Origin of the sequence: Cobetia sp. Dlab-2-AX (assembly GCF_024124625.1) — a bacterium.
Classification (GTDB): Bacteria; Pseudomonadota; Gammaproteobacteria; order Pseudomonadales; family Halomonadaceae; genus Cobetia.
Genome location: NZ_JAMXRV010000002.1, coordinates 231,820 through 255,963 on the forward strand (window position 1 = coordinate 231,820; position 24,144 = coordinate 255,963).

The 24,144-nt window shown below is 60.4% G+C and carries 17 protein-coding genes; 11 read left to right on the forward strand and 6 right to left on the reverse strand.

Annotated elements, in window-relative coordinates; all coding sequences use genetic code 11:
• The first annotated feature begins 106 nt into the window (after nt 1-106).
• The 4 genes from aldA (at nt 107) to NH396_RS04115 (ending at nt 5,514) form a co-directional block, all read left to right on the forward strand.
• A complete protein-coding gene (gene aldA / locus NH396_RS04100; RefSeq protein WP_253061905.1) occupies nt 107-1,531 on the forward strand; it encodes an aldehyde dehydrogenase in 1,425 nt (474 codons plus the stop codon).
• 173 nt (nt 1,532-1,704) lie between these two features.
• Entirely contained in the window at nt 1,705-2,940 is a 1,236-nt protein-coding gene (locus tag NH396_RS04105) for a mandelate racemase/muconate lactonizing enzyme family protein (RefSeq protein WP_077373025.1), read from the forward strand.
• 5 nt (nt 2,941-2,945) lie between these two features.
• Nucleotides 2,946-4,574 carry a GMC family oxidoreductase N-terminal domain-containing protein gene (locus tag NH396_RS04110; RefSeq protein WP_253061907.1) on the forward strand — a complete coding sequence of 543 codons (1,629 nt, stop codon included), beginning with the start codon at nt 2,946-2,948 and terminating at the stop codon, nt 4,572-4,574.
• A gap of 181 nt (nt 4,575-4,755) precedes the next feature.
• On the forward strand, nt 4,756-5,514 hold the full coding sequence (locus NH396_RS04115; protein ID WP_107335081.1) for an IclR family transcriptional regulator: 759 nt from the start codon (nt 4,756-4,758) through the stop codon (nt 5,512-5,514).
• Between the two features lie 306 nt (nt 5,515-5,820).
• Here the strand turns inward: NH396_RS04115 and NH396_RS04120 are convergent, their stop codons facing one another.
• The 5 genes from NH396_RS04120 to NH396_RS04140 all read right to left on the reverse strand — a co-directional run bounded on the left by NH396_RS04120 (nt 5,821) and on the right by NH396_RS04140 (nt 12,064).
• Complete coding sequence (locus tag NH396_RS04120; protein WP_253061909.1) at nt 5,821-7,254, reverse strand: aldehyde dehydrogenase family protein; 1,434 nt, start codon at nt 7,252-7,254, stop codon at nt 5,821-5,823.
• 108 nt (nt 7,255-7,362) lie between these two features.
• Entirely contained in the window at nt 7,363-8,322 is a 960-nt protein-coding gene (locus NH396_RS04125) for an NAD(P)-dependent oxidoreductase (RefSeq protein WP_253061911.1), read from the reverse strand.
• A 310-nt stretch (nt 8,323-8,632) separates the two neighbouring features.
• Entirely contained in the window at nt 8,633-9,547 is a 915-nt protein-coding gene (locus NH396_RS04130) for a LysR substrate-binding domain-containing protein (RefSeq protein WP_253061913.1), read from the reverse strand.
• 277 nt (nt 9,548-9,824) lie between these two features.
• On the reverse strand, nt 9,825-11,072 hold the full coding sequence (locus NH396_RS04135) for a Xaa-Pro peptidase family protein (RefSeq protein WP_253061915.1): 1,248 nt from the start codon (nt 11,070-11,072) through the stop codon (nt 9,825-9,827).
• Between the two features lie 86 nt (nt 11,073-11,158).
• A complete protein-coding gene (locus NH396_RS04140) occupies nt 11,159-12,064 on the reverse strand; it encodes a phytanoyl-CoA dioxygenase family protein (protein WP_366071411.1) in 906 nt (301 codons plus the stop codon).
• Nucleotides 12,065-12,162: 98 nt separating this feature from the next.
• Between NH396_RS04140 and NH396_RS04145 the strand changes: the two genes are divergently transcribed.
• From NH396_RS04145 to NH396_RS04165, 5 genes are all read left to right on the forward strand, one after another.
• On the forward strand, nt 12,163-13,080 hold the full coding sequence (locus NH396_RS04145) for a LysR substrate-binding domain-containing protein (RefSeq protein ID WP_253061917.1): 918 nt from the start codon (nt 12,163-12,165) through the stop codon (nt 13,078-13,080).
• Nucleotides 13,081-13,441: 361 nt separating this feature from the next.
• Nucleotides 13,442-15,052 (forward strand): BCCT family transporter, encoded by a 1,611-nt coding sequence (locus NH396_RS04150; RefSeq protein ID WP_176676806.1) that lies wholly within the window; start codon nt 13,442-13,444, stop codon nt 15,050-15,052.
• Between the two features lie 313 nt (nt 15,053-15,365).
• Nucleotides 15,366-16,988: a BCCT family transporter gene (locus tag NH396_RS04155; RefSeq protein ID WP_253061919.1), complete on the forward strand. Its 1,623-nt coding sequence runs from the start codon at nt 15,366-15,368 to the stop codon at nt 16,986-16,988.
• An 825-nt stretch (nt 16,989-17,813) separates the two neighbouring features.
• Entirely contained in the window at nt 17,814-19,505 is a 1,692-nt protein-coding gene (locus NH396_RS04160) for a sodium:solute symporter family protein (RefSeq protein WP_253061921.1), read from the forward strand.
• Nucleotides 19,506-19,558: 53 nt separating this feature from the next.
• Nucleotides 19,559-19,687 carry a putative transporter small subunit gene (locus tag NH396_RS04165; protein WP_217485951.1) on the forward strand — a complete coding sequence of 43 codons (129 nt, stop codon included), beginning with the start codon at nt 19,559-19,561 and terminating at the stop codon, nt 19,685-19,687.
• Nucleotides 19,688-19,951: 264 nt separating this feature from the next.
• Here NH396_RS04165 and NH396_RS04170 read toward each other — a convergent pair whose 3' ends face one another.
• Nucleotides 19,952-21,430, reverse strand: a complete 1,479-nt coding sequence (locus NH396_RS04170) for a carbohydrate porin (protein ID WP_253061923.1) — start codon at nt 21,428-21,430, stop codon at nt 19,952-19,954.
• A 444-nt stretch (nt 21,431-21,874) separates the two neighbouring features.
• Between NH396_RS04170 and NH396_RS04175 the strand changes: the two genes are divergently transcribed.
• The gene (locus NH396_RS04175) at nt 21,875-23,143 is read left to right on the forward strand and encodes an ABC transporter substrate-binding protein (RefSeq protein WP_253061925.1); all 1,269 of its coding nucleotides are present in this window, start codon (nt 21,875-21,877) and stop codon (nt 23,141-23,143) included.
• A 15-nt stretch (nt 23,144-23,158) separates the two neighbouring features.
• Nucleotides 23,159-24,133, forward strand: coding sequence for a sugar ABC transporter permease (locus NH396_RS04180; RefSeq protein ID WP_253061927.1), 975 nt, complete (start codon nt 23,159-23,161; stop codon nt 24,131-24,133).
• Nucleotides 24,134-24,144 lie beyond the last annotated feature (11 nt).

Genomic DNA, 24,144 nt, shown 5'->3' on the forward strand with positions numbered 1-24,144 from the left:
AAATCATAAATTCCATATGTGGAAATCTATTTCTACATGTGAAAAACAGTTTGACACCCCTGACGTCACTTCATAGCCTGTAGGCCAAATTCAGGAGGAGTGATGCATGCGCACTGACAAGAACTTCATCAACAACGAATTCGTCGCCTCATCCCAGGGCGAGATGATTTCGGTCTACAACCCGGCCACCGAAGCACTGGTAGGTCAGGTGCAGGCAGCAACCACTGACGAAGCGCTTGAAGCGGTGAGCATTGCGGCCAAGGCGCAGAAGGACTGGCGTGCCAAGACCAGCACCGAGCGTGCCGGCTACATGCACAAGCTTGCCGAGGCGCTGATGGCGCGCAAGGATGCCATCGGCCAGGCATTGGCAGATGAGTCCGGCAAGAGCCTGGAAGACGCCACCAATGAAGCCGTCTACGCCGCTGACATCACGCGCTACCACGCCGAGTGGGCACGTCGTATCGAGGGCGAGATCGTCCCCAGCGACACCCCCAATGAAAGCCTGCTGCTGCAGCGTGAGCCCATCGGCGTCGTGGCCTGCCTGATTCCGTTCAACTACCCGGTGTTCACCCTGCTGCGCAAGATCGCCCCGGCGCTGATCACCGGCAATGCCGTGGTCGTGCGTCCGAGCAACAACACCCCGACCTCCGCTTTCGAGATCGCCAAGGCGATCCAGGATGCCGGCATTCCGGCAGGCATCGTCAACATCCTGGCGATGGACCACGGCACCGCGGAAGCCGTCTGCACGCACCCCAAGGTGGGCATGATCACCCTGACCGGCAGCGTCGGCGCCGGTCGCAAGGTGCTGGAATATTCCCAGGTCAACATCGCCAAGTCCTCACTGGAACTGGGCGGCAAGTCACCGGCCATCGTCGAGCCGGATGCCGACCTGGCCAAGGCAGCGGCACAGATCGCGGCCTCTACCCTCACCAACTGTGGCCAGCTGTGTACCGCCATCGAGCGTGTCTATGTGCACGAATCCGTCTATGACGACTTCGTCGCCCAGCTGAAGCAGCAGATGGAAGGCGTCAAGTTCGGCAACCGTCTGGACGACGCCAGCCTGATGGGGCCGCTGATCAACGAGAATTCCCGTCTCAATATCCATCAGATGGTGGAACGCGCCATCGATGACGGCGCCACTCTGGAAATCGGCGGCTATATCCCCGAAGGCAAGGGCCACTTCTATCCGCCAACCCTGCTGACCGGTTGCCGTCAGGACATGGAGATTGTGCAGGAAGAGATCTTCGGTCCGGTGCTGCCAGTGCTGACCTACAGCGATATCGATGAAGCCCTGGAGCTGGCCAACGATCACCAGTTCGGCCTGGCCTCCGTGGTCTTCACCGAGAACTATCGCACCGCCATGAAGGTCGCCAACAACATCGAAGCCGGCGAGCTCTACATCAACCGCACCCCGGCGGACCCCTACCAGGGCTACCACGCCGGCTGGAAGCGCTCTGGCCTGGGCGGTGATGATGGCAAGCACGGCATGCTCGACTACACCCAGACCCGTCTGGTCGTGATGAACTACTGATCACGCCATTCCGTTTTACCTGTCACGCCTCCGGGGCGCCCTACTCCCCGGAGGCGCTGACGCCCTACCCCATTTCTTTCCGGAAGCGCGCTGTTGGCGTCGAATGACGGCATGCCAGGCAGTGCGCTTCCACCATCTCCTGCTAGCCAGTGACCACTGAAAGGCCTGCCACCATGAAAGTTGTCAGTTGCGAGACACACATCGTCGCCACGCCGCCGCCCCACGTCGGCGGCATGTACTGGATCTTCGTTCAGCTACGTACCGCTTGCGGCATCGAAGGGGTCGGTGAAGTCTATGCCGCCACCTTCCACCCGGAAGTCATGAGCAAGGCGATCGCCGATGTCTTCTCGCGTTATCTGGAAGGCAAGAACCCGCATCATATTGAACGTCTGTACCGCGAAGCCTTCTCCAGTGGCTTCACCCAACGCCCTGACCTCACCATGATGGGTGTGCTCAGCGGTCTCGAGATGGCCTGCTGGGACATCGTCGGCAAGGCGGCCGGTCTGCCGGTGTATGAGCTGATCGGGGGCAAGGTCCACGACAAGCTGCGCTCCTACACCTACCTGTACCCCAAGGATGCACGCGGCAACTACGACTATGACAACGTCGAGCTGGCTGTCGAATGCGCACTGGAAAACCGCGAGAAGGGCTTCACTGCGCTGAAGTTCGACCCGGCCGGCCCCTACACCGCCTACTCCGGCCAGATGCTGTCTCTGGAAGGCATGGACAAGAGCGCCACCTTCTGCCGCCGCATCCGCGAAGCGGTCGGCAACAGCTGTGATCTGCTGTTCGGCACCCACGGCCAGATGACGCCGGCATCCGCCATTCGTCTCGCCAAGTATCTCGAACCCTATGACCCGCTGTGGCTGGAAGAGCCGGTACCGCCGGGACAGAGCGAGGCCATGGCACGTGTGGCAGATCACACCTCCATTCCGGTCGCGACCGGTGAGCGCCTGACCACCAAGTACGAATTCCACGATGTGCTCAAGAACAACGCGGCCTCCATCCTGCAGATGAACCTGGGACGCGTCGGCGGCATTCTGGAAGGCAAGAAGATCGCGGCGTTGGCAGAAGTCTATTACGCCCAGATCGCCCCGCATCTCTACAACGGCCCGGTCGGCGCCGCGGCCAGTATCCAGCTGGCGACCGCCACGCCCAACTTCCTGATTCAGGAAAGCATCGGCACCTGGGATGGCTTCCACGCCGATGTGCTCAAGGAGAAGATCGAGTGGCGTGATGGTTACATCATCCCCTCCACCAAGCCGGGCCTGGGGGTCGAGCTGGACATGGACGTGGTCAAGGCCAATTCGCCTTACACCGGCCGAACTCTGCACCTGAGCATGGACCCGCGTCCCTATGACGTGAAGGAACAGTCCAGCACCGACTGGAAGCGCAAGCCGGAGGCGTAACGCCGATGCAATACGATTTCATCATTGTCGGTGCCGGGTCGGCGGGGTGTATCCTCGCCAACCGGCTCAGCGCCAGCGGACGCCACAGCGTGTTGCTGCTGGAGGCCGGCGGCAAGGACACCTCGCCCTGGATCAAGGTGCCGGTCGGGTTCGCCAAGACTTACTACAACCCGACCTACAACTACATGTATTACAGCAAGGAAGAAGCCGCGATGGGGGGGCGCAAGATCTATACCCCCCGCGGCAAGGTGCAGGGTGGCTCCGGCTCCATCAATGCGATGATCTATGTCCGGGGCCAGGCCTCGGACTTCGATGACTGGGCGCGCGCCGGCAACGACGGCTGGTCCTATCGCGAGGTACTGCCCTACTTCAAGCGTCTTGAATGCCACCCGGATGGCGACACCGAGTATCGCTCCGGCCAGGGGCCGATCGGCATCACGCCGCTGAAACATGGCGCGCACCCGATCTGCCAGTCATGGCTGGAAGGTGCCCGCGAGCTGGGTTACACGCTCAATGATGATTTCAATGGCGAACACTTCGAGGGTGCTGGCATCTATGAGGCCAACATCCGCAAGGGACAGCGGGATTCCAGCAATACCGCCTATCTGAAGCCGGCGCTGTCACGCGACAACCTCACGCTCAAGCATATCTGTCGGGTGGAACGCGTGACGCTGGAAGAGACGCCCGATGGCGGCAAGCGCGCCACGGGTGTCGTCTACCGGCTTGATGACGAGGTCATCGAGGTGTCAGCACATCGCGAGGTCATTCTCTGCGCTGGCGCGGTGGACTCCCCGAAGCTGCTGCAGCTTTCGGGGATCGGCGAGCGTGAGGCGCTGGCGACGCATGGTATCCAGACACAGGTAGACCTGCCGGCCGTCGGGCAGAACCTGCAGGACCATCTGTGTGCCAGCTACTACTACCGCGCCAATCGCACCACGCTGAATGATGACTTCGCATCCTTCTGGGGCCAGGCAAAGGCAGGGCTGCAGTATCTGATCAACCGCAGCGGGCCGCTGGGCATGAGCGTGAATCAGGCCGGAGGGTTCTTCCGGGGCAGCGAGGCGGAGTCAGAGCCGAACATCCAGCTCTACTTCAACCCGATGTCCTACCAGATTCCCAACGACCCGAAGGCCAAGCTGACACCGGAGCCGTATTCCGGCTTCCTGCTGGCCTTCAATTCCTGCCGACCGACCAGCCGTGGCAGCATTTCACTGGCCTCGGCAGACCCGGCGGTGCCGGCGACCATCTGCCCCAACTACCTCAGCACCCAGAAAGACATTGATGAGGTCATCCAGGGCAGTCGTCTGGTGCGCAAGCTGATGGGCGCGCCCGCGCTCAAGGCCATCACCGAGTGCGAGGTCGCCCCGGCCGAGACGGTCCAGGATGAGGACAGCATGCTTGCGTATTTCCGCTCCCAAGGTGGCTCCATCTACCACCTGTGTGGCTCCTGCGCGATGGGTCCGGACAAGGCGAACGCCGTGGTCGACAGCCGGCTGAAGGTGCATGGTGTGGCGGGACTGCGCGTCATCGATGCCGCCATCTTCCCCAATATCACCTCCGGCAATCTGAATGCGCCGGTGATGATGGTGGCGGAAAAAGGCGCGGACCTGGTGCTGGCCGATCACGCCGAGTGAGCCGAGATCAGCCACCAGACAACCCGCGCACGGCCCATGGGTCTGGTACCCTATGGGCCGTTTTATTTTCAGCGCATGAGAGATGCCGTGTGTGGCATCGTTCATCCGTCGTCAAAGCGTCACAGCCCCGGATGCACGCCGCCTGTGACCAAGATTCGCGTTTCGGAGTGTCCCCGCGTTCATGAATCACGAGAAGACCAAAGCCCCTGCCGTCGACCACAGTGTCATGATTCTGGATCTGCTTGCGGCAGCCTCCTACCCGCTGACGCTCTCGGAAATCTGCGAGTCCACCGGCATCTCGCCTGCCACCGGACACCGCGTGATCAACTCCCTGCTGCATCACCAGCTGGTCGCCCATGATCCCGGTCGCAAGAAGTCCTACTGCATCGGCTCGCGCATCTTCCAGATCTCCTCGACGATCTACAACAAGCAGAGCCTGATTCCGGTCTTCTACCCCATCGCCGAGATTCTCAAGAACGAGATTCACCGCTCGATCTTCCTGTGCATTCCCATCGGGGATCAGGTGGTGGTGATCTCGAAGGTCGATGCCTCCGGCAGTGGCAGCTACAACCTCTACATCGGCAAGACCATGGCCCAGCACGCTTGCGCCGCCGGCAAGGCGATTCTCGCCATGCGCCCCGAGGCCTCATGCCAACTGTATCTGGAAGCTGCGACGCGGAGCACGCCCGGCCTGGCCGAACGCCGTGACGAGATGGATGCCGAGCTTGAACGTGCACAACGCCTGGGATATGCGGTGTCCAGCGGTGAGGCCGAAGGACAGCTGAGCTGTATCGCGGCGCCTGTGCTGAACATGCGCAACGAGCCCATTGCCGCCATCAGCGCCGTCATCAGCCAGGACTGCCTGAATCCGCAGCAGGCACGCGCCTACTCCAAGCATCTGGTGCAGGCAGCGCGTCAGCTCTCCTCGCGCATCATCTGAGGTCCAAGACGGCACTTGGCGAGCCAGTTATGCTGCACCGCACAAAGTCTTGCCACTATATATAGGTATTTTTAGCACTGAGCATATAGGTATTTTTCAGTACTCAGCGATGTGACAGACGCGATGGAGTTGCTCTGATAGCAAAGCGCATCCGCGACAGCCGACAAGCGTCTTGAGGGTGTCTTTTGTCGATGGCGCGAATGGTCGATGGCGCGAATGCAAGATACCCGTGATTCACAAGGCCAGCCTGGCCTCACGAATCACGGGTATCTTGCGTGGCATCACGGCGGCGTCAATCGCCTCCTGTCAGGAGATGACCGGCGCGCCGAGCAGTGCCTTGACCTCGACATATTCCGCCAGGCCTTCGTCGCCCCATTCACGGCCGTTGCCGGAACGCTTGTAACCACCGAAAGGCGCATCGAAGGAGAACTCTGCCCCTTGCAGATAGCATTGCCCTGCCTGCATGCAGCGGGCGATCGGCAATGCTGCCTCGGCGTCACGCGCATAGACCGCAGATGACAGGCCATAGACGCTGTCATTGGCGATGGCGATTCCCTGCTTCACATCGTCGTAAGGCAGAATGCACAGCACCGGGCCGAAGACCTCCTCACGGGCGATCTCCATCTCATTGCTGACATTGGTGAAGATGGTCGGCCGTACATAGCAGCCCTTCTCGAGCCCTTCGGGCGGCTCGACGCCACCCAGCGCCAGCTCGACACCGTCGTTTATGGCCCGCTGCACCAGATCAAGCACCCGCTCGCGCTGACGCTGGGAGACCAGCGGCCCCATGGTGGTCGCCGGATCATTCGGGTCACCCACCACCTGCTCATTGGCGATCTCGACCGCCAGACGGGTCGCCTCTTCCATGCGCGAACGCGGTACCAGCAGACGCGTGAAGGCGTCGCAGGTCTGGCCGGTATTGGCCATCACGTTCTCGACGTTCAAGCGCACGGCCGCGGCCAGGTCGGCATCTTCCGTCACCAGCAGCGGCGACTTGCCGCCCAGTTCCTGACAGACCCGCTTGACGGTAGGCGCGGCACTCTCGGCGACCTTGCTACCGGCAATGGTCGAGCCGGTGAAGGACACCATGTCGACCTGCGGGTGGCCGGACATCACCGGGCCTATCTCGCTGCCCTCACCCGTCACCACATTGAAGACGCCTGCAGGCAGACCGACCTTCTCGAGGATCTCGGCCATGATGAAGTCCTGCAGCGGGGTCTGCTCCGCCGGCTTGGCGATCACGGTGCAGCCTGCCGCCAGCGCCGGAGCCAGCTTGCCAATCAACTGATGCAGTGGATAGTTCCACGGGTTGATCAGCGAGCAGACACCAATGGGCTCGCGCATTAGAGTCACATCGCCCTTGCGCTCGTCCTCTTCCATCTGGAAGGCGCGCTCGGCGTAGTAACGCATGCCTTCGATGGGGCCTTCCACGTGCAGCGCGCCGGCCAGTTGCACCGGGCAACCCATGGTGAGCACCTGCACGTCGCGCAGCTCATCGAAGCGACGCTGCATCTCATCCGCTGCCGCCATCAGGATGTCGTGGCGTTCCTGCGCGGATGTCGTGGACCAAGCAGGCAGCGCCTGACGTGCTGCCATGATGGCAGCCTCCACATCCTGCTCACTGGCGCGCGGCACACTGGCGCACAGCTCACCGGTGGCCGGATTGATGACCTTCATGCGCTCGCGCCCGAAGGGTGCCTGCCAGTGACCATTGATGTAGAAGTTGTCGTGATGTTGCATGCCAGACCTCTCGTTGCTGGTGGGAGATAACACTTTCCCTGAGGGTGAGTCTCAAACGCAAATGCCCCGGAGGCCATTCGCACGGCGCTCCGGGGCAGTCTTCACGGCTCAGTTGCGGCCGGTAACGCCGACTTCGTAGCCGACTTCTTCCGGCTCGTCATCGGTCAGCTCTGCCGGGAAACCGGTGCCGAGCACACGGACATCGGCGGCTTCCTCGAGACGACGGATGATGTTGGAGGACCACTCACGCGGACCGAAGCGTTCCTGACCATCGCGGAAGATGTCCATCAGCATCGGGGAGATTTCCAGCGGCACATCCAGGTTCTTGGCCAGGGTGTCGAACAGGCCGACATCCTTGAGCACCAGATCCATGGTGAAGCTGATGTTGCGGCTTCCGTTCAGGATGACCTGGGACTCGGTCTCGTGGACGAAGGAGTTACCCGAGGAAATCTTGATCGCCTCGTAGGTGGTGTTCATGTCCATGCCGGCCTTCTTGCAGACAGTCAGGGCTTCGGCGACGGCGCACAGGTTGGCGGTGGCCAGATAGTTGGTCATCACCTTGAGCACGGAGGCGGTACCCAGCTCCCCGGTGTGCAGGACACGACGACCGAGATTGGTCAGCACCGGCAGCACCTGCTCGAAGGATTCACGGTCACCGCCGACGAAGATGGAGATATTGCCGGTGGCGGCACGGTGGCAGCCGCCGGAGACCGGCGCTTCCAGTGCCTTGGCACCGGTGGCCAGCACCTTGTCGGCGATACGACGCAGTTCGCCATCGTCGGTAGTGCTCATCTCGAGCCAGATCTTGCCTTCACGCAGACCGGCGATGATGCCGTCGTCGCTTTCCATCACGGCGCTGCAGGCCGCCGGAGACGGCAGACAGGTGATGACCATGTCGTTGGCTTCGGCGAGCGCCTTGCAGGAATCCGCCCACTTGGCACCCTTTTCCAGGAAAGGCTTGGCGGCTTCCGGGTCAAGGTCACGCACGGTTACGTCATGTCCGTTGCGCAGCAGACTACCTGCCAGCTTGCCACCCACGTTACCGAGACCGATGAATCCGACTTTCATGTGCTGTCCTCTCTGCTGTCTGCCTGCTGGCTATCCGGTGTACTGCACAGGGCCGCTTGGGACGGAGTGGAATCCTGTCCGGCGCGGCCCATGTCATCTTGAGGCTCACCCTACTGGCCGACCTGTCTGCCAACAATTCATAAGAATTTGGCGATTGGTAACAATTTTTGTGAGCCCCCCAGACCCCACGTCTCCGAACAGCGAACAACCGGCAGATGCCCAGCCCCCAGAATCCAGAAGTCAGAACCCGGAAACAAAAAAACGCCACCCGAAGGTGGCGTTGTCACGTAACAGCTCTCGCTCTGGCGGATCAGGTGGGCACGCTGCGACTCTGTGCCTCCAACCAGCCAAGGAGGGTCGCGACGCGCGGATCCCGCTCCAGCTCGCGATGACAGACAGCCCCCCATTCACCGCGCCCGGTCGTCACCTGTCCGATCGGGTTGATGAGTCGACCGTTCGCCAGGTCATCGTCGGCAAAGGGCCCGTTGACCAATGCAACGCCCTCCCCGCGCGCCGCCATCTCCAGGGCGACGGCCAGGGTGTCGACCACGATGCAATTGCGGGTGGGGCACGGGCCTAGCGACAATGCCTCGAAGTAACTCTCCCAATTCCAGCCCTCGGTGTAGACCCCGATCAACGGCAGCGTCTTCAAGGCATCCGCGGGAACCGGGTGTGCGTCGTCGCCCAGCAGCTGGGGGCTGCATACCGGGAGGAGGCGTGACTCGAACAACGGCTGCCAGTGCAGGTGGTCCGCCAGCGGCGCATCGCGAAAGACGATACCGACATCGGCATTGGCCTCATCGAACTCCCAGCCGAGACTGCACGTCATCAGCTTGAGCTCGACCTCAGGATGCATGGCCTGGAAATGCGACAAGCGCGGTGCCAACCAGCGAATCGAGGTCGTCACATAGACCTGAATCGTCAGCGGCTGGGCATGCTGCATCTGGCGCAGAGACTCGGCGCCTTGCACCAGGCCCGCCAGCGCTTCACGCACTACCGGATAGAAACGCTCGCCAGCCGCCGTCAGCACCACATGACGGCCTTCACGGGCAAACAGTTTCACCTCCAGACTCTCTTCGAGACGCTGAATCTGGTTGGCAATGGCCGGATGCGTCAGGTTCAGTTCCTCGGCAGCCGCGCGGAGACTCAGCAGACGCGCAGCCGCTTCAAACCCTTTCAGCGAACTCAAGGGCGGCAGTTTCTGCAGTGGCAGAGGGGTTGGCATAGACGACACTCACGAAAGGCAAAAGGCGAGCAGGAAGCAACCGGTATCCCATGAACGATAGACGTTCTCGACACACTTTCCCGTTCACGGTACACGGTTGCCATCTGGCCCTCTTTCGCCATGAGACAATGGCAAAGCGGGTGACTGTCACAGACAGCCACCCGCACAATTGACCTCATGTTACCAAAGGCGCCATGCCGCGTAATGCCGATGCGCTTCGGCAAGCTACCCGGGACCGGCTCAACAGGCACGGCTCAACCGGCCTGACTCAGACAGCCTAGCTCAGCAGGCGCTCGTCGAAGGGGTAGTCGGACAACAGCTCCACCTGACCATCGTCACGAATGTACAGCTGCTCTTCGAGCTTGACGCCTTCACCGCCGGACTCATGCCCGATATAGCTCTCCACACACAGCGTCATCCCCGGTTGGAGGATGCCGTCGTACCCCTTGTCCTCGATATCCTCGCGATGAACGATGTAGGGATACTCGCCGTTCATCCCGACACCATGCGCCAGGGCGAAGTAACGACGCGCGCGGTAAGCGGGCGGGATTCGCCAGGCGCGTTCGGCGTACTCCTTGAAGCTGACCCCCGGCTTGAGATTTTCCATGTTGGTCTGGATCTGGTCATACGCCATGCGATAGAGCGATTTCTGCTCGGCGCTGGCCTCACCCGTGCCACACAGGAAGGTTCTCGAGAAGTCCGCATAGTATCCGTAACGCCCCACCACATCGGTATCCAGTGCGACCAGTTCTCCTGCCTGGATGACACGGTCGGAACATTCCTGGAACCAGGGGTTCGTGCGTGGCCCGGAATTCATGAGGCGTGTCTCGATGAAATCGGCGTCTGTCTCGATGATGTGCTGATGCAGTCGGGACCAGACGTGATTCTCGGTGACCCCAGGGCGGATGGAGGCCTCCAGTTTGCGCACTCCCTCCTCGACCGCTCTCAGCGAGGAGCGAATCATCTTTATCTCGTTGGGTACCTTGAAGGCTCGCGCCTGCTCAAGAGGCTCCTGAGCATCCAGCACTTGATAGCCTCGCTGCTCGAGCATGAAAGCGGCTTCCGCGGTCGCGCTTTCGATGGCGATCCGCTCACCTCCGCCGCACTGACGCACCAGATCGATGATTTCATCCGCCCAGGCCCTGGTGACGTCTTGTGTATTCTTCTCATTGAAGTAATAGGAAATCGCCTTGGCCGGACGAATCTCGTCCACGGTCGGCAGATGGCTGGCCAGGTGTTCACACCCCGAGAACTCGAACAGCACGACCGGCCCTGCCGCGGGGACGAATACGTAGCGAGCCGGATTGCGCGAACTGTATACCTGCATGTTGCGAGACCCGGTGGCATAGCGGACATGGGCCGGGTCGAACAGGACTACCGCCGTGATATCGCGACGGGCCAGCTCCTGGCGAACACGCGCAAGTCGGTCGCATTGGATCTGCGCAATCTCTTCCGACGTCGGTTCGCAGTCTTCCAGTGCATGGGTCGGGGCCAGAATGCCCATCGCTGTCAGGTCCATTTTCATGTGAAGTGCTCTGTGGGAAGTGTTCGATCAAGCGCTCAAGAGGCGCATGCAAGTTGAGAAGGCGTCACGGGAACACCGATCGTCGATCAGTCGAGCAGACCGTCGGCGCGCTGGACGTGCTGGGCTTCCGCCAGAATGTGCTGCTCCGAGACGCGTCCATACAGCTGACGCGTACGCTCAAGCCGGCCGACCACTCCCGGCGTTTCGGAATACGCGAAAATCGCCGTCAACCGTGGGACCTCACCCGACACCTGCGTGACGCGGTGCAGACTGAACCGCCCCTTAAACAACTGCAGATCGCCCGGGTTGAGGCTCAGGGTCTTTACCGCTTCACGTGACTCTCCCCGGATCACTTCGCCTACGGCAGCGTAGTGCTCATCGTTGGGGGTACGGATGCCGGGGCAATACTCGAACTGACCCCCGCTCTCGGGCTGTTGCGTCATCATGGTGACGATGAATTCGTTGGTGTCGTAGTGCCAGGGTTGCTCGGTGCCATCTGGCAGCACGTTGAGCACGAGCCCGGCAAAGGGGTCGGCATACTCGTACACCCGCTCACGACCAAGACAGGCCGACACCAGTTGCTTCATGGCCTGCGAGACATACAGCCGCTGCATCAGGCTATCGGCAGGGATCATGTCACGCGTCACGAAGCCGCTAGTGCGCGTCATGAACAAGCGACGCGGGTCCTGTTGGGGCAAGCGGTCGTCATCGGCCGTGAAATAAGCATTCACCTCGCGGGTGTTGTAGAACGCGGTCTCGGCGAGACGGGCCGTTTCCGCTTGCATCTGCGCAAGGCGCTCAGGACGCAGAAATCCTCTCAACACGGCACAACCCTCACGCTCGAGATCTTCACGCGCCTTGGCGATCGTGGCCTCAAGCACCGGAGATCGGGGGTCATGCAGGGGGTAACGCTCGATATCGACCAACGCGGAGAGATCGACGGTCTCGGCATCGGCCAATTGCGGGGGCATCGCGGAAGTCAGGTCAGTCACGGAAGTATCCTCACGTCGTGGGGCTGGGGGACAAGACAGCTCGTGGGTCAGGCACTATGCTGGCCAGAATCCATGCATTTGAGAAACGAGTCATTCCAATGAAATCCATCGGCAAACCCGATACATCAAGCACAGACGCCCCTCGCCCGCTGCCATCGCTGGATACGGATCTCCTGCTGGCATTCGTGACGGTGGCCGACAGCGGGAGCTTCACTCAGGCATCGCGGCATCTGCATCGCACGCAGTCCACTGTCAGTCTGCGCATCAGCACCCTCGAGGAGCGACTTGGCTATCGACTGCTGATGCGAACCAGCCGTCATATGGAATTGACCAATGCCGGGCGAACCTTTCTGCGTTACGCACGCCGCATCCTGCAACTGCAACGCGAAGCCGTGGCCGCCCTCAGCGAAAACGACCACCCGATCACGTTGCGCCTCGGCTTGCCGGAGGATTACGCCACCACCTGGTTGCCAGATCTGCTGGCACATCTCGGCGAGCGCCACCCCCAGATCCGTCCGCACATCCACTGCCGGATGTCCACGGAACTGCTGGAACAGCTCGATGCCGGCCAGCTGGATCTGGTCATCGCGGTCAGCCACAACCAACAACGCCAGGGGGAACTGCTGTCCCGCGAACCGGTAGTGTGGGCGGCGCATCAACGCTTCGTGCTGGACCCCTCTGCTCCGCTGCCGTTGGCGCTGTTCCCCGAACAATGCATCTATCGCGAAAGGGCATTGTCCGCTCTGACCCAGGCAGAACGCAGCTGGCGTATCGATTCCACCAGTCAGAGCCCCAGTGGCTTGAGAGTCATCGTCAATCAAGGCCATGCCATCACGGTGGCAGATCGACGCTCGTTGCCTGAGGACTGGTGTGAGCTGGGTACCGAGACAGGGCTTCCGGCGCTACCCACTGCCGAAATTGAACTCCATCGTTCCCCCAGCCTGACGCATCCGATCTTCGATACTTGCGCAGAGATGATTCGCGAATTGTTGCGAGAGAACCCTCAAGTGCGATGAGGCCTCATCAGGATCACTGGTCTTGCTGCTTATACGGGCGTTTTTACTATCTCCATTACGACCTCTGACATCCTGACTGCGACAGGATGGAAGATTTTCCGATCTGCCCTGCAATACGCTGCACGGCAGTTCGCTGCATGTCACAGGGAGCCCGGAAAGCTGACGTCATTCCGCCTCCTCCTCGAGCACTGACGTTGCAAGATCAGATGATCGTCCCTACATGATCAGACGCTCATTCCCCCCTTACCGATGAGGCCCCTGATCGGCGCAGACAAGACGTCAAGCGCCACCCCGAGATGATCGGTAACACCTGACAACAAGATGATCGGCTACACCCGACAACAAGATCGAGGAGTATCAAATGTTCGGAGCATCCGTGCGCCCACTGGTCTTCTGGCCACCTTTCATTCTGCTGTTCGCCTCCGTATTGGCGAGCTTGATCGATCTCGACAGCTTTCTGGCTGTCACCACCAATCTCAACAACCAGGTACTGAGCAAGTTCGGCTGGTTGTTTTCCATCACGGCGCTCAGCATGGTGGTGGCCTGCCTCATCGCCTATCTTTCGCCGCTGGGCCGCACGCGTATCGGCGGCGAGAACGCGACGCGACTGTTGTCCCCATGGCGTTGGTTCTCCATCACGTTATGCACCACGTTGGCCGTGGGCATCATGTTCTGGTCGACCGCAGAGCCGCTTTATCATCTGCACTCGCCACCCACCTCGCTGGACATTGCCGCCAATAGCCCGGAAGCCGCGCGGTTCGCGCTCTCGACCATGTTCCTGCACTGGTCGTTCACGCCTTATGCGATCTATACCGTCCCAGCACTGATCTTCGCGCTGATGCATTACAACCTCGGCAAACCCTTCTCGTTGGGTACGTTGTTCGTGCCACTGCTGGGGGACCGTCTGATCGGACGCAAGGGACGTGCACTGGATGCCCTGGCGCTGTTTGCGCTGGTCTGCGGGATGGCGTCGTCCCTCGGCACAGGCGCCATGACATTGGCAGGCGGCATCGACCGCTTCCTCGGCACTGGCTCGGGTCCGCTGATGCTTGGCATCGTCACCCTCGCAATCGTGCTGTGCTTCACCGCTTCGGCGGCCAGTGGCCTCCAAAAAGGCATCGCCAGACTGTCCGCCATCAACGCCAAGGCCTTCTTCGCCTTTCTCATCTTCGTGTTCGCCTTCGGTCCGACGCTGACCATCCTGGGCTACGGCACGGAAGCGGCTGGCGAATACTTCACCAACTTCATGAGCAAGAATCTGTTCACCGGGGCCTTCGACAATGACCCCTGGCCACAGAGCTGGACCATCTTCTACTGGGCCAACTGGATGGCATGGGCACCGATTTCGGCCTTGTTCCTGGGCAAGATCTCACGGGGGTATACCGTGCGGCAGTTCATGCTGATCAACATGGTGGCGCCCTCGCTCTTCTCGATCATCTATGTCGCGGTGTTCAGCAGCACGACATTGAAGCTCGACATGGATACCGCCGGAGCACTCAACACGATTCTCAGCGAGGCCGGGGCTGGCTCGGTGATCTACGCACTATTCGATGAGCTACCGATGAGCTCTCTGGTGGGAGGGATCTTCCTGGTCATCGCCTTCCTGTCCTTCGTGACAGCGGCCGACTCCAATACCGACGCCATCAGCCAACTCTGCAGCTCGGATAGCCAGGCGGCCCTGGCAGGCAACGAAAGCGAAGAGCGCAGCAAGGGCCGACTGATGATGAAGATCGTCTGGGGCTCGACCATCGGCGCCGTCGCCTGGATCATGACTTCCTTCGTCGGCATCGATGGCATCAAGATGCTCTCCAACCTCGGCGGGGTACCAGCGCTCTTCATCGTGATCGGTGCCACGGCGTCTCTGATACGTCTGGTCTCGATCGGCACCGCCAAGATCGGCCTCGAGCACACGCCGTCACGCAGTTATTCGGCAGAAGCCCATCAGCGTTGGCAATCTTCCCAGTCCAGCTGAGTCAGCTCGAGATGGCGTGATACTCAAGTCCTCAAGGAGAAACCATGACACCCCCGGCCGAGAGGCGACGGGGGTGTCATGGTTTTCTCTTGAGTGTCATGGCTCGCATGGTGGCGTGAGCCATACAGCCTGCTTGATGGTCAGAGGGTGTGAGCCACTGATGCAATTTCCGGACAGCACTTCCTGGAAATCCCGCCAGCGCATTACATGAACGCGCGCGTATATACGCCGTTGATGGGAGAATCTCAACGCTGACAAAACAGAAATTTATGAGTTAGCATCCGCATCCTCACAAGAAATTATAGGAATGCGCATGTTTGGTTCTTCCGTCCGTCCACTCGTCTTCTGGCCGCCATTCATCCTGCTGATGATTGCGGTGGCCGCGAGCCTCATCGACCTCGAAGGGTTTCTCGCCACCACCACCGCCATGAATGACTGGGTGCTCAACAAGTTCGGCTGGCTGTTCTCGATCACGGCATTGGCAATGGTGGTGACGTGCTTGATTGCCTACCTGTCTCCACTGGGACGTACGCGAATCGGCGGCGAGAATGCGACGCGACTGTTGACCCCGTGGCGCTGGTTTTCCATCACGCTGTGCACCACGCTGGCCGTGGGCATCATGTTCTGGTCTACCGCAGAACCGCTCTATCATCTGCATACTCCCCCGGGCTCGATGGGCCTGACACCGGAAACGCCGGAAGCGGCGAGATTCGCCCTCTCGACCATGTTCTTGCACTGGTCATTCACGCCCTATGCGATCTATACCGTCCCGGCCCTGCTGTTCGCCTTGATGCATTACAACCTTGGCAAACCCTTCTCGCTTGGCACCCTTTTCGTGCCATTGATCGGTGACAAGCTGATCGGTCGCAAGGGCCGTGCACTGGATGCCCTGGCACTGTTCGCGCTGGTCTGCGGCATGGCGTCGTCATTGGGCACCGGCGCCATGACACTGGCAGGGGGGCTGGATCGTTTCATGGGAACCGGTACAGGGCCGCTGATGCTAGCGCTGGTGACGCTCGCCATCGTGGCCTGCTTTACCGCCTCCGCGGCCAGTGGTCTGCAGAAAGGCATTGCGCGTCTGTCCGCCATCAACGCCAAGGCCTTCTTCGTCTTCATGGCCTTCGTCTTCCTGTGCGGCCCGACCCAGACCATTCTTGGCTATGGAACCGAAGCCGCGGGTGAGTATTTCAACAACTTCATGCAAAAGAGCCTGTTCACCGGGGCCTTCGATGACGATCCGTGGCCGAAAAGCTGGAGTATCTTCTACTGGGCCAACTGGATGGCATGGGCACCGATTTCCGCCCTGTTCCTGGGCAAGATTTCCCGTGGCTATACCGTGCGCCAGTTCATGCTGATCAACCTGGTCGCGCCGGCACTGTTCTCGATCACCTACGTGAGTGTCTTCGCAAGCTCCACTATCCAGTTCGACATGCAAAGTGGCGGTGCGCTTTACCAACTGCTGAATGAGTCGGGTGCAGGCTCCGTCATCTATGCCCTGTTTGATGAACTGCCGATGAGCACCCTGGTCAGCGCCATCTTCCTGATCATCGCCTTCCTGTCCTTCGTGACGGCAGCCGACTCCAACACCGAAGCGATCAGCCAGCTGTGCAGCACCGACAGCCAGGCCGCCATGGCCGGAGACAGCGACGAAAATACCAATGATCGTCTGCTCATGAAGATCATCTGGGGTTGCACCATCGGCGCCGTCGCCTGGATCATGACCGCCTTCGTGGGCATTGACGGTATCAAGATGCTCTCCAACCTCGGCGGTGTGCCGGCACTGTTCATCGTGATTGCCGCCACGGCGTCCCTGCTGCGTCTGGTGTCAATCGGTACCGCCAAGATCGGTCTCGAGCACACGCCGTCACGTAGCTATTCTCCTGAAGCGCACCTGCGCTGGGAAAGCACCCGCAAGACGGCAGAAAGCTCTCGGTAAGCCAAGCCTTGCGCTGCGCATGCCTACCTTGGGCATGTTTATAACGCCCTGTCTTCAGACAGGGCGTTTTACCGTGGGCCGGCCGCTTTGAAGACCCACCCTCCCATCAAGCAACGTCCTCTTCCAAGCCGAGTCAGTGGTTGCCTGAGCCATTGATCAAGTATGTGTCTGCAGTATTGGACAAGTAATACGCATATCGGAATGACAACCATTTATTCAAATTGCTGGTGAACTCCAGAGTTTATAAATAGTAATGAGTAATACCGAGGAAGCTTATTTATATAACAAGTCATGTCTCGCATGCTGCTCTGCCACGTCTTACCCCACTGCGTGTCGTTGCTCGCCACTCGTCCAACCATCGTTGACGTGGGTGAGAGGCAAGCTTCTCCTCCCAGGGTGTGGACATTGACATGCGCATAATTTATCGTTGTTGGCGCATTTGATAACGATAAAATATAAAAACACCGTTTCGCCAGGCTTGGGGCTGACCAACAACTCGCATCAGCGCCCTTGCAAGGCTTGACCGAGAACAAGGACGCGTATGCGATATCATTATTCCGATGAAGGCAGATGCATGCCACGCCGCCCTCCCCCAAGTTCCCGCCTGACCGGGAAGTGCCACCAACTCCGTCTTCATTGACCGAGATTGCCGATTATTGATGACGCGGCCCACGTGCTGCGCTGGATGCCATTTGCTTGAGCAAATGACGCTGAACTACGTCCACGGCTAAGAACCTTCCCCTCCTTACTCGTCGCTATCGACAACCGTTTGCCCTTGGGCGACTGCGTTGCGTAGCGCCCTGTTTCCCTACCGAGGGCCAGTTCTTGAACAACGAATCGCTATATCAATTCTCTACCCTGACTGTCGTACTGCTGCTGCTTGCCTTCTATGGCGGCACTTACTTGATGACGCTGGGAATCCGCAAGAAAAATGAAGATGCCGATGCCTTCATGGTCTCCAACCATCGCGTTGGCTTCGGCATGGGCGCGGCGAGCATGACGGCTACCTGGATCTGGGCGGCCTCCTTCTATGCTGCCGCCACCTCCGGCTATACCTATGGTGTCTCAGGGCCGATCCACTATGGCCTGTGGGGCGCTTTGATGATTCTGTTCATCTACCCCTTCGGCCGCCGCTTCCGCAAGCTGGCGCCCAATGCGCATACACTGGGTGAGCTGATCCATGCACGTCATGGCTCCTCCAGTCAGCTGATTCTGGCGCTCTCCAATCTCCTGGGTAGCGTGATCAGCCTGATGGTCAACTTCACTGCCGCCGGGGCGCTCGTTTCCGTGCTCTCACCGCTGTCCTTCCAGGCGGGCGTGATCATGGCGGGCGTGGGGGTGCTGTTCTATACCCTGTGGTCGGGCTTCCGCGCCTCGGTACTGACCGATTTCGCGCAGCTGGTTGCCCTGATGGCGATCGCCATCGTGATCATTCCAGCGGTGTTCTTTGCGATGGGTGGCCCGACAGAGCTGGTCGCTGGCCTGGATAACCTGACGCCCGAGCAGGCCAACTTCTTTTCGACGGATGCCATCCTGAACCAGGGGGCGCCCTTCTTCGTCGCGGTACTGGCCTATGCGATCGGTAACCAGACCATTTCCCAGCGCCTGTTCGCCGTCAACGAAGACCACATCAAGCCGACCTTCCTCACCGCGACGCTGGGCTATGGCGCCATCGTCATCGGCCTGGGCATGATTGGCCTGATGGCACTGACACTCGGGGTGGAGCCGCTCAACGGCGACATGAACAACCTCATCCCGCAGATGGTGTCCGAGTATCTGCCGCCGTTCTTCATCGCGCTGTTCTTCATTCTGGTGATCGGCTCGCTGTCCTCTACCGCGGATTCCGACCTCTCCGCGCTGTCCGCCATCATCATGGCCGACGTCTATGGCAAGAATATCGCCCGCGGCAAGCCAGACCCGAAGCGCATGCTCTTCATCGGCCGCTTGACCATGATCATTGCCACGGTGCTGGGCATCGTCTTTGCCAGCTTCTCACTGGATATCCTGGTGATGCTGGTCTTCGTCGGGGCTCTGTGGGGCGCGATCGTCTTCCCGGTCATCGCCAGCTGTTTCTGGAACCGAGTGACCAATACCGCCTTCACCACGTCGGTCATCGTCGCGATGCTGATGTTCTGTCTGGCACGCTTTGAACTGGTGCCGCTGACGGGCATGAGCGGTCTGTTCTTCGAACTGCTCGCCAGCATCGGTGGCGGCGTGATCATCGGACTGATGGTGTTCGGCTTCCTGGGGCGCATTCTCGGCATCATCGCTGCTGTCGCCGCCATGATCGCCATGCTGATCTTCGCGACCGACTTCCTGCGTGACTACACCGTTCTGCTCGCCTCACTGACCGCTTACGGCACCAGCACTCTGGTGTGTGTGGTCATGAGCCTCGCCAGCCGCCAGGAGCGCTTCGACTTCGACACCATCACCGCACGTGTCGGCAACTATGACGAAGCACTCGACGCAGACGACCACAAGACTTCAGCGCCCAACCAGCCACAGCCGGCGGCCTGAGCCTCGCATGAAGCTGGATAACGTCTGAAGACGGACAACAGGAGACATGCCCCATGACATTGCTTTTCGCTACCTATGTACTGATATGGCCAGCACTCACCCTGGCGGTATTGATCGTCATCTGTCGCGCGGTCGCACGTGATCGTCGCATCGCACGTGAAGAAAAGCGCGAGCTGGTATGAAGCTCTTGGCGTAATGTGACGCCATGAACGCAAAAGCCCGCCTCTGGAATGTCCAGAGGCGGGCTTTTTTACAACTTACCGAAGAATAGCCTGTCTATCACGCCTGCTCGACGATCCACTCATGCGCGAGGTCATTCTTGAACTTCCAGACCCGCTTGGGGCCGACACTGTCGTTGAGACCACGCTGGCCATCAGAAAATCGAGCACATTTCCACGGGCAAGATCGAAGCACTGGCAGGCGATGATCAGCTTGGCATCCTGCTCCTAGAACCATACCTCGCTCTGGACACCGAAGGCCCATTCGCCTCCCGTAAAGCCTGCACTCCCGAGGGCATCGTCTTCGGAGTAATCATTGAGCTCTTCATCCCAGTCACTCCAGGACGCGAACAAGCGAATTTCCGGACGCTTCCAGAAGCCACCGACTTCAGGCTTGAAGGTCGGTGCAATGGTGAACTTGCGATACCCGCCTTCCACGGCATTGCCTGTCGAGCCGGGGTCCAGGTCCATCCATTGATAGCTCAGCTCGTACTGCATCTCAAAATTCGTCGTCAGCTCATTGGCCAGACGCGCATTGAAGGTCGCCCAGGAATATTCATCTCCGTCGTCATAGCGATCTTTGCTCACCGCTGCCAAGACGGCTGGTGCGAAGCGCCACTTGGGTGCGAGGTAGGTCGTGCCGTAAAGCCCCAGGCGAGTAGAGGTGGCGTCATCCGTCAGGTTTCCGTCAGCCCCGATGACCTTGGTCTCCGCGCCGAGCCCGCGGCCATGCAGCACGGCGGCCTTGAAGCTGCCATCGGCGAGGCCAAAGAAGCTGTCTCCATGGTAGGCCAGCATGGTGTGGAAGCCGGAATCGGCCGCTTCGGCCTCCGTGTCCATGGCGCGCTCTTCATTGTCTGCCGCCGACAGGGCACTGACCATCCACTGCCAGTGGCCGACATAGTTGTTCATGGTGAACGTCAGGTTGTCGGTATTGCCGCCAGTATCGGAGTCCTCTGTCGGGTATTCACTGTAACTGCGGCCGTAGACCGAGAAGTTGGCTTTCCAGTCATCGGCAAGCTGGACGTCGTAGATACCTGCGCCGGTCCCGGCGAGAAAGATGAAATCGCTGTCGAGCCAGTGGATATCGAAGTTGTCCCGATCGAAACGCTTGCCCGCCCAGATGGAGGAATTCTCGAAGGCGCCGGTAAAGCTCGGCAGATTGCTCAACTCCACGAAGACCTGTCGTACGTTCAGACTGGTCTCGTCCGAGGTCCAGTCATTACTGGTCTCTACTCCGTCGGCAATCATGGTGCGGTAAAGCGCCTTCGTCCCGTTGTCGTAGCGGGTCTTGTAGTTGAATACCGACTCGACGTAGGTGTCGGGCTCGTTCCCCAGCCGCCCGACCGCCCCGCCCACCGAGCCCGCCGGCGTGAGATAGGGGCCGCCTTCGATGCTCTTGCCTCCTTCGCCGATCAATAGCCCGGAGCGGGCATAGGCATTGAAGGAGAAACCTTCTTCCCCACTGGCCTGACGCTCGACGGCCGCCAGACGCTCTTCGAGGTCCTCGGTCTGCGCGGTCACGCGCGCGGGTCGATCAGCCTCACTCGACTGGCGCTGAACGGCCAGCGCGCGCTCTGCCTCGGCGGCGCGACGCTCAGCCGCTCTGGCCCGTTGTTCGGCGTCATCGATACGCTGTTCCAGCTCTGCGAGCCGCGCCTCGATATCGGCTGTCCCGTCGGCATTGGCGAGTCCACTGGTACTCATGACCGCTATGGCAACGGCCATGACAAGTGGGGTCTTGAGCGGGTGCTGAGGGGGAGTTGTCATGCTGAAGAGAGCCTTTGTTGTTGTTGACGAATCACTCGCTTGGCGATGATCAGCGAAGTGGCGCCCGAATCATTGGCGTTGGCGTTGGAGGGATCACCCCATTCACTTAATCGTTTAAGACCCTAGTGGCAATCCAGCGCTCCAGACACACGACTTATGTCGAAATTCGACCAAAGGGGAGCGATCACCGCGTAAAACTTCCATTTCTGGCGACATATCGGTGACAGCAAGACCAAAGTTCAGGTTGCGGATATCGACGCCAATCGCTTGACTGTGACCACGCCTTAATCGATTAAGAAACCACTACCAGACGACGTTGTGACTCCCCCCCACCCGGACGTCCGATGCGGGTCAAACAACAACAAGTGACGAGGATCCACCATGCAACGCAAGACGCTAATCGCCTCAAGCTTCGCCCTACTGGGAGCGGCCACCACCTCCCCTGCCATGGGCGCGGACCTGACCATCTCCTGCGGTGCGGTCGGAGCCGAACTGGAACTCTGTGAACAGGGCGTCGCTGCCTGGGAAGACAAGACCGGCCATGAGGTCGATATCGTCTCCACGCCCAATTCCTCGACGGAACGCCTCTCGCTCTATCAGCAGATTCTGTCGGCCCAGTCCGGTGACATCGACGTCTTGCAGATCGATGTGGTCTGGCCGGGCCTGCTCGGCAATCACCTGCTTGATCTGCACCAGACGCTCGGCGAAAAGGCAGCGCAGGGCCACTTCAAGACCATCATCGACAACAACACGGTCGATGGCCGCCTGGTGGCCATGCCCTGGTTCACGGATGCCGGGGTGCTCTACTACCGCAAGGACCTGCTGGAGAAGTACGGGTTCGCACCACCCGAGACATGGCAAGAGCTGACAGAGACCGCTACGCGGATCCAGGCCAAGGAACGCGAAGCCGGCAGCGAGAAGATGTGGGGTTACGTCTTCCAGGGGCGTGCCTATGAGGGCCTGACCTGCAATGCGCTGGAATGGGTCGCCAGCAACAACGGTGGCGCCATTGTCGATGCCAATGGCGAGATCACCGTCGACAACCCCAATACGGCCTCCGCTCTCGACCTGGCCGCCAGCTGGATCGGCGAAATCACCCCGCAAGGGGCGCTCAATTATTCCGAGGAAGAAGCCCGCGGCATCTTCCAGTCCGGCAACGCCGTCTTCATGCGCAACTGGCCCTACGCCTGGTCGCTGACCCAGAGCGATGACAGCAAGGTGGCTGGCAAGGTCGGGGTGGTCAAGCTTCCCCACGGCGCCGAGGGAGACAGCGCGGCGGCGCTGGGCGGCTGGAATCTGGCGGTCTCGAAGTACAGCGAGAACCCCGAGCTCGCCTCACAGCTGGTGGCCTTTCTCACCGGTGAGTCCGAGCAGAAACGCCGGGCCATCCAGGCCGCCTACAACCCGACCCTCACGGCGCTGTATCAGGACGAAGAGGTGCTCACCGTCGTGCCCTTCTTCGGCACGCTCTACGACACCTTCACCAATGCCGTGGCACGTCCGTCTGCCGTCACCGGTGACAACTACGGCCAGGTCAGCAACGCCTTCTTCAATGCGACCCACAGTGTGCTGAGCGGCGAGCAGAGCGGCGCCCAGGCCGTGGCTCAGCTGAAGAGCGAGCTGGCTCGCATCAAACGTCGTCGCTGGTAACCCGGGAGGTTTCGCATGACAACCACGCTCAATGAGTCAGTGCCGACAGACACGCCCTCGGCCAGGACCCGCAAACGCGGCACCAAGGTCAGACGCCAGCGGGTACGTGCGGCCTGGACCTATCTCGCGCCGATGCTGGTCGCGCTGGCCCTAGTGGCCGGCTGGCCACTGCTGAGAACCTTCTACCTCAGCCTGACCGATGCCTCGCTCTCGGACACGACCGGCGCTGCCTTCATCGGCTTTGAAAACTATCTCGTGAAGGACGACGGCGTCTGGTACGGCCTGCTGACTGACCCGGTGTGGTGGAACTCCGTCTGGAACACCGTCTATTTCAGCGTCATTTCGGTGTCGCTGGAAGTCGTCTTCGGCATCATCGTGGCCCTGCTGCTCAACGCCGAATTCAAGGGGCGCATGCTGGTCCGCGCCGCGGTGCTCATCCCCTGGGCCATCCCGACCATCGTCTCCGCCAAGATGTGGGCCTGGATGCTCAATGACCAGTTCGGAATCATCAACCACCTGTTGATGGGGCTGGGGCTGATCGATGCGCCACTGGCCTGGACGGCGGATGCCGATCTTTCGATGTGGGCCGTGATCATGGTCGATGTGTGGAAGACCATCCCGTTCGTGGCACTGCTGGTACTCGCCGCGCTGCAGATGCTGCCCAAGGATTGCTATGAAGCCGCCGAGGTCGATGGCATCCACCCGGTGAAGGTGTTCTTCCGCGTCACCCTGCCATTGATCACCCCGGCCCTGCTGGTCGCCGTGATCTTCCGTCTTCTCGATGCACTGCGCGTCTTCGACGTCATCTATGTGCTGACCTCCAACTCATCCAGCACCATGACCATGTCGATCTACGCCCGCCAGCAACTGGTGGAGTTCCAGGACGTGGGCTACGGCAGTGCCGCCTCCACGATGCTGTTCCTGATCATCGCGCTGGCCGTCGTGGTCTACCTCTACCTTGGCCGCCGCCAACTGGGAGTGGATAAATGAATCAGCCTCCG